Raw genomic sequence first — 6,566 nt, 5'->3', positions numbered from 1 at the left:
CACGGCCGCGGCCGGTCGAACGGGCCGGCCCGGCGCCGGTTCCCCGGCGGGGGAGCGGCGGCCGCGGACCCCGGCCCGTGGCGGGGCGTTCGTCGACGAGTCCGCGCCGCGGATCACGCTGCTGGCCCGGGACCGGACCGGCTGGGCGAACCTGTGCGTGCTGATCACCGCCGGCTGGGCCGCCCGGGCCGAGCGCGGCGGCGGCCAGCCGGTCGTGCCGTGGGAGGCGATCCGGGAGCATGCCGAAGGCCTCACGGTGCTGCTCGGCCCCGCCTCCCAGCCGGTGCGTGCGCTCGCCGCCGGCCGGCCGGACACCGCGACTGAACTCCTCGCCCCCTGGCGCGAGGCCTTCGGACCGCACCTGCGACTGGAAGCCGTCCACCACCGCCGCACCGGCACCGGCCCGGGCTCCCTGCGCCTCGCCGCCCGCACCGTCGGCCTGGCCGCCGACCTGGACATGCTCGCTGTGATCACCAACGCGGTGCGCTACCTCGACCCGGCCCAGTCGAGGGTCGCGGACGTCCTGGACTCTGCCCGGCTGCTGATGCCGATCCGGCCGGGCCGGACCTGCAACGGCGAGCGCACCCTGAAGGACCACCGTGAGATGGCGGCGCTGGCCGAGGAGGTCGCCCGCGCCGCGGGGCAGGAGCACGGCGGGGCCGCGCACCTGCTTGCGACGACCGCCCGCACCGCTTCCGACTGCCGTCTCGACCCGGTATCCGACCTGGGCATCGGGCAGGTCCACTTCCCCGAGGAGCACGTCGTCGGCGTCGCCCCCGGCACCTCCGCGCGGGTGCTGCGCGAGCGGTGCGACGCGGCGATGGTCCGGAACGGCTACGACCGCAGCCCCACCATGCGCACCCGGCTGGAGGAGGAGCTGCGGGTCATCAACACGCTCGGCTGGCCGACGTACTTCCTGACGGTCGCCCAGGTCGTCGACGACGTGAAGGACATGGGCATCCGGGTCCAGGCCCGCGGCTCGGGCGCCGGATCCTTGGTGGTGCACCTGCTGGGTATCAGCTTCGCGAACCCGCTCGACCACGAGCTGATCATGGAGCGGTTCCTGAACCTGCGGCGCAAGAGCCTGCCGGACATCGACATCGACGTGGAGTCCGCCCGCCGCCTGGAGGTCTACCGCCGGATCATGACCCGCTACGGCACCGAACGCGTCTGCACCCTCTCCATGCCCGAGACCTACCGCGCCCGGCACGCCATCCGCGACACCGGCCTCGCCCTCGGCCTGCCCCCCGACGAGGTCGGCCGCCTCGCCAAAGCCTTCCCCCACATCACCGCCCGCTCCATCAAGACCGCCCTCGCCGAACTGCCGGAACTGAGCAACGTCCGCGAACACGCCCACCGCTACGGCGCCCTGTTCGACCTCGCCGAAGGCCTCGACGCCCTCCCGCGCGGCACCGCCATGCACCCCTGCGGCGTCATCCTCTCCAACGACACCCTCCTGCGCCGCACCCCGGTCGTGCCCACGCCGACCGAGGGCTTCCCCGCGATGCAGTTCGACAAGGAGGACGTCGAACTCGACGGTCTCGGGCTGCTCAAGCTCGACGTCCTCGGCGTCCGTATGCAGAGCAGCATGGCCTATGCGGTCAAGGAGATCGAGCGCACCACCGGCAAGCAGATCGACCTCGACGACCGCGCCACCGTGCCGCTCACCGACCCCAAGGCGTTCGAACTGCTGCGCAGCGGCCAGAACCTGGGTGTCTTCCAGCTGGAGTCACCCGGTCAGCTCGATCTCGCCGGCCGCCTCCAGCCCGAGACGTTCGAAGACCTAGTCGCCGAGATCAGCCTCTTCCGACCCGGCCCCGTCCAGGCCGACATGATCAAACCGTTCCTCCTCGGCCGGCACGGCCAGAAGCCCGTCCACTACCCGCACCCCGACCTCGAACCCGCGCTCCGCTCCACCTACGGCGTGGTCATCTTCAACGAGCAGCTGATCAAGGTGTTCGCGACGATGACCCGCTCCGACCTGGCAATGGGGGAGGAGGCCCGGCGGGCGCTGGCGAAGCCGGAGCGGCTGCCCGCGCTGGAAGCGTGGTACCGGCAGCGTGCCACCGAGGCCGGCTACAGCCAGGCGGTCGTCGACGAGGTCTGGCAGATGATCGAGAACATGGGCGCGTACGGCTTCGCCAAGTCCCACGCGGTCGCGTTCGCCCTGGCCACCCTGCAATCCGCCTGGCTCAAGGCCCACTTCCCGGCGCCGTTCTACGCAGGCCTGCTCGAACACGACCCCGGCATGTACCCCAAGCGCCTGGTCCTCGCCGACGCACGCCGCCGCGGCGTCCCCGTCCTCCCGGTCGACGTCCAGCACTCCGCCGCGACCTACCGCACCGAGCAACTCCCCGACGGCCGCCTCGGCCTGCGGATGTCCCTCGCGGACGTGCACGGCATGAGCGAGGAGATCGCCGAGAGGATCGACGCGTGCCGCCCCTACACCGACATCGCCGACTTCTGGGCCCGCGCCCGCCCCTCCCAGCCGATCGCCGAACGCCTCGCCCGCATCGGCGCCCTCGACCAACTCGCACCCGGCGCACACCGCCGCGAACTCCTCCTGCAGATCGACGAACTCCACCACCAGCACCGCACCATCGCGATCCCCGCCCAGCTCGTCCTCGCACACCCCACCGCACCCGCGCCCGGCTCCACCGGCCTGCCCGTGATGAACCCGCGCGAGGAGATGCAGGCCGAACTCGACGTCATCGGCATGGACGCCAGCCGGCACCTCATGGAGCCCTTCCACCCACTGCTCGCCGAACTCGGCGTCACCCCCGCCCACCTGCTGAAGGAACACCGGGAAGGCGAGACCGTCCTCGTCGCCGGGGCCAAGGTCGCTATCCAGACCCCGCCGATGCGCTCCGGCCGCCGTACGATCTTCGTCTCCCTCGACGACGGCTCCCAAGGGGACGCCGGCCAGGTCGACCTCACCTACTTCGACGACACCCACGCCCAGGCCGCCTACCCGCTCTTCCACCACTTCCTGATCCTCGCCCGCGGCACCGTCTCCCGCCGCGGCAAGTCCGTCACCGTCATCGGCACCTGCGCCTGGAACCTGCAAGAGGTCGCCGACGCCCACGCCGCCGGTGGCACCGCCGGCGTCCGCGACTACCTCGCCCGCACCGCCACCCCCACCAGCACCGACGGCGACGACGAGTCCGGCCCGGACGGACAGCGCGGCACAGGCACGTCCGGTCGCGACGCTTCCGGCGGCCGGCCGCCGGGCGGTGACGGGGGCCGCCGTGGCCGCGGTGCCGGCCGGCTGTGGCACGCGAGCCCAGGGAGCGCAGGCTGATGACGACGCGTTCGATCCTCCACGTCCGTCTGCACCGGGTGCCGTTCGCCGTCTACGGCGAGACATTCCGGCTACTCGGCGACATCACCCCCGTCGTCCAGGCCCTCCCACCGGACTCCGCCCTGCTCGACGTCACCGGCGCGCTCGGCTACTTCCGCCGCACCCCCGAAGGCCTCGCCGACCTGATCGCCACCCGCCTCCTCGCCCGCTTCGGCCTGCTCGCGGCCATCGGCGGCGGCGACAGCCCACTCCTGGCCGGCCTCGCCGCCGACACCTGCACCCCCGGCCAGACCCGCATCCTCGAACCCGACACTGACGAGACCCGTCGCTTCCTGCGCTCACGCCCGGTCGAGGCGCTGCCCGGAATCGGCCCCAAACTCGGCCGCGCGCTGGCCCGCTACGGCATCACCACCACCGGCGAACTCGCCGACCTGCCCCTGCCCACCCTGCAGCGGATCGCCGGCACCAGCACCGCCCGCCTCCTCCACGACCGAGCGAACGGCCGTGACCCCCGCACCGTCGCCCCCTCCGGCCCGCCGGCGAGCATCACCGCGACCCGCCGCTTCCCCACCGACGTCCTCGACCCCCACCAGGTCCGCCGTACGCTGCTCGACCTCGCCACCGACCTCGGCGCCCGCCTGCGCAGCCAGCACAAGACCTGCCGCGCCGTCGAGCTCCAGATCACCTACGCCGACCGCAGCAGCACCACCCGCACCCGCACCCTGCGCGAGCCCACCAACCACAGCCCCCGGCTCGCCGACACCCTCTACGCCGCGTTCACCCCCCTCGGCCTGCAGCGGGCCCGGATCCGCGCCGTCACCGCGCGCGTCGCGCACCTCGCCCCGGCCGCGACCGGCCACACCCAACTCACCTTCGACCCCCAGACCGAGGACCGCCGTACCCTCGAACCCGTCATCGACAAGGCCAACCACCGCTGGGGCACCGGCACCCTCCAACCGGCCACGCTCGCGGTCCCGCGCTCCAGCCGCCGTTGAACAAGCGGCGCGGCATGTCCGGGCTGGCTGGGCCGGGCGGCGCACCGGTGATCGCACGAGAGAGCGATCGGATGCCCCGCGCGGTGCAGTTCGGACCCGACGTCGAGCAACCAAGGCGCGAATCCTGGAGGACGCGTCGCAGATCCGCCGCCCGCCCGGTGTGGTCGAGCGAGGCGTTCCTGCTGCCGACGGCCTGCGGCACGTGCTTCAGTTCGGCAGGTGGCCGCTTTCCGTGCACCAGCGCAGGAACGTTGCCGCGGCATGGTTCGAGTGGACGTGCCAGGCGTCCAGGTCCTGCTGGCGGCACTGGTCCGGGCTGCGGCCCCGGCCGGCCAGCCAGGCAAGGAAGCCCCTGGCCTCGTTGAACTGCCGACGGGCGTGGCTCGCCTGCGACGTCCCCAGGGGCTGCTTCTCCGCTTTTCTCACGCAGCCGACGGAGAAGGCGCCTGGTGACGAAGTGCTGCAGCAGCCGGTGGTGGCCGGGATCTTCGACGCCGGCAAGCTGATCGGACAGCCGCCGGCCGGGCCGAAGCTCGGTGTACGGCTGCCCCTGCCTGCACGGGGGCCAGCCGGCCCGTCAGACCTACGACATCGAGAACGTAGTGTCCCCGCGCAGGCAGCGGCAGCCGGAGCGTCCCCGATAGCGGTGGCGATGCCCGCCAGGACACCAAGGGCCGCAGGAAGGCCTTCCTGCGGCGCCGTCACGGTTCTACTGGCCAGCAGCGGCGCAACGACGACTGTCAGAGCCCGGCTTTACTTCAGCCCTCAGCCCGGCTTGAGGCGTCCCGCTCCCAGCGCCTGTCCGCGACCACCCACCACTTGCTGAAGATGAGGATCAGCGTGCCCATCCAGAAGAACGACAGCGCGGTCCACAGCACCGGCTCCGCGCCGCGCCGCAGAAGGGCGAGGCCAGCGAGGAATGCGACGCCGCCGGTGATGGACACCGAGTATCCCCATCGCATGACGTATCGCGCGCGCGGCCCGATCGGGTGGCGGACCGGCGCAGAGATCACCACGATGAACGTGAGGAACTGCATGAGCGCGAAGCCGATGAGAAGCATTTCCGCCGTCTTTCGTTGTTCGTCAGGATGGTAATGCCGCAGAGGGAATATCCCCCTGCGGCATTACCGCTTGAAGCTACATGTCAGCCGCCGTAGGACGTGAACGAGGTGGCCTTGTCATTAGCGTCCGCCCCGACGAAGGAGCTGTGCGCCGGCTCGGAGAAGAAGTTGTCGCGGGCGGGCTCGAACCAGAGGCGATCGCCGTTCGGGCCCCAGACCTCAACGACCATCTTCTGGCTCGTGTTCACCCAGCCGCTGGCCTGGTAGTTGAAGTTCCAGGCGTCCAGCCCCTGGGAAAAGTTGTAGGCGTCCTTCCACTGCAGCCGCCGGCCGCCGTACCCCTCGTCCGCGTAGAGGCAGTACCACTGGTCGCGGAACCCGTACGGGCACTTCTGGTACTGGCACGTACCGGTGTCGTAGCAGGTGCCGGTCGGGAACCCCGCGGCGATGTTCTCGGCTGCCTTCGGGCCCTGTGTCGCAACGGCCTGCAGAGCCTTCGAGCTAGTCAGCGGGGCCTGCTTCTCGCCGGGTACCGGAAACTCCATCACGACGTTGCCGTTGCCCCAGGAGATCTCGGTCGCGCTGATCTGGGTGCCCCCGGGGGCCTTCCGCATCTGGTCGTCGATCTGCGCCTGAAGGTCGCGCGCCTGCGAGACCGTCATCCCCGAGACCTCCGACCGCAGGTCGGACTGCGCCATCACGTACGAGGCGGGCTTCGGCGGCGCCGCCTGAGCTCCCCCAGTGGCCAGTCCCGCGAACAGGAGGGCCACCGACGCCACCGTTAAGAACCTTCGCATGCCTTCTATCTCCAAATTCCGTCCGACCGCACAACGGAACATGCGAACAGCTCAACAAGCCGTTCGCAGACCCCCCATTGCCGGTGCTCTGTCAACTTCCACAGAGTCTCGCAGCGAAACCCTCACCCTGTCGCACAGTTGAGCGAACGTTGAGGAAATCAGCCGATCGGCGGGGGCGATCCCCGCCGATCAGCGGGGGCCGTCAGCATAAGGAGCAACTCGAGGATGTCCTGACATAGCGGAGAAACAACGACACCTGCGCCTACCCCACCGGCCGGAAGGCGCTGCGCCCCAATCGGCGTCTGCCGAGGGAACAGCGGGCTCGTATCCGTGTGCCGGACCGCTTCTGGTCCTGACCGGCCTGAGCGACGCCGGTGTGGTGGGGGGGGGCGGGCGGCCCCCCCCCCCCCCC

Annotated in this window: 5 protein-coding genes; 2 read left to right on the top strand and 3 right to left on the bottom strand. The window is 71.3% G+C overall.

Translation table 11 applies throughout. The features are described 5' to 3' along the window. Nucleotides 1–3,301 (top strand): DNA polymerase III subunit alpha (dnaE, locus tag AB0P35_RS41155; RefSeq protein ID WP_363521543.1); only part of this gene is annotated, 3,301 nt, incomplete at its 5' end. Continuing rightward, a complete protein-coding gene (locus tag AB0P35_RS41150; RefSeq protein ID WP_363521540.1) occupies nt 3,301–4,296 on the top strand; it encodes a hypothetical protein in 996 nt (331 codons plus the stop codon). The genes dnaE and AB0P35_RS41150, both read left to right, overlap by 1 nt. Before the next feature lie 207 nt (nt 4,297–4,503). Here AB0P35_RS41150 and AB0P35_RS41145 read toward each other — a convergent pair whose 3' ends face one another. The 3 genes from AB0P35_RS41145 to AB0P35_RS41135 form a co-directional block, all read right to left on the bottom strand. Beyond that, the gene (locus AB0P35_RS41145; protein WP_363521537.1) at nt 4,504–4,722 is read right to left on the bottom strand and encodes a hypothetical protein; all 219 of its coding nucleotides are present in this window, start codon (nt 4,720–4,722) and stop codon (nt 4,504–4,506) included. Nucleotides 4,723–5,054: 332 nt separating this feature from the next. After that, a complete protein-coding gene (locus tag AB0P35_RS41140) occupies nt 5,055–5,357 on the bottom strand; it encodes a hypothetical protein (protein ID WP_095877596.1) in 303 nt (100 codons plus the stop codon). An 83-nt stretch (nt 5,358–5,440) separates the two neighbouring features. Next, a complete protein-coding gene (locus AB0P35_RS41135; protein WP_095877595.1) occupies nt 5,441–6,154 on the bottom strand; it encodes a hypothetical protein in 714 nt (237 codons plus the stop codon). Nucleotides 6,155–6,566: the final 412 nt, after the last annotated feature.

This window comes from Kitasatospora sp. NPDC085879 (assembly GCF_040686255.1).
In the GTDB taxonomy this organism is placed as follows: Bacteria; Actinomycetota; Actinomycetes; order Streptomycetales; family Streptomycetaceae; genus Kitasatospora.
Note: the sequence above shows the minus strand (reverse complement) of the source record. Positions and strands in the feature narration are given on the sequence as shown.

Bases quoted from the DNA above. Each gene is read 5' to 3' on its own strand.
- AB0P35_RS41135 (WP_095877595.1), bottom strand. From the start codon at position 6,154: ATGCGAAGGTTCTTAACGGTGGCGTCGGTGGCCCTCCTGTTCGCGGGA.
- AB0P35_RS41140 (WP_095877596.1), bottom strand. From the start codon at position 5,357: ATGCTTCTCATCGGCTTCGCGCTCATGCAGTTCCTCACGTTCATCGTG.
- AB0P35_RS41150 (WP_363521540.1), top strand. From the start codon at position 3,301: ATGACGACGCGTTCGATCCTCCACGTCCGTCTGCACCGGGTGCCGTTC.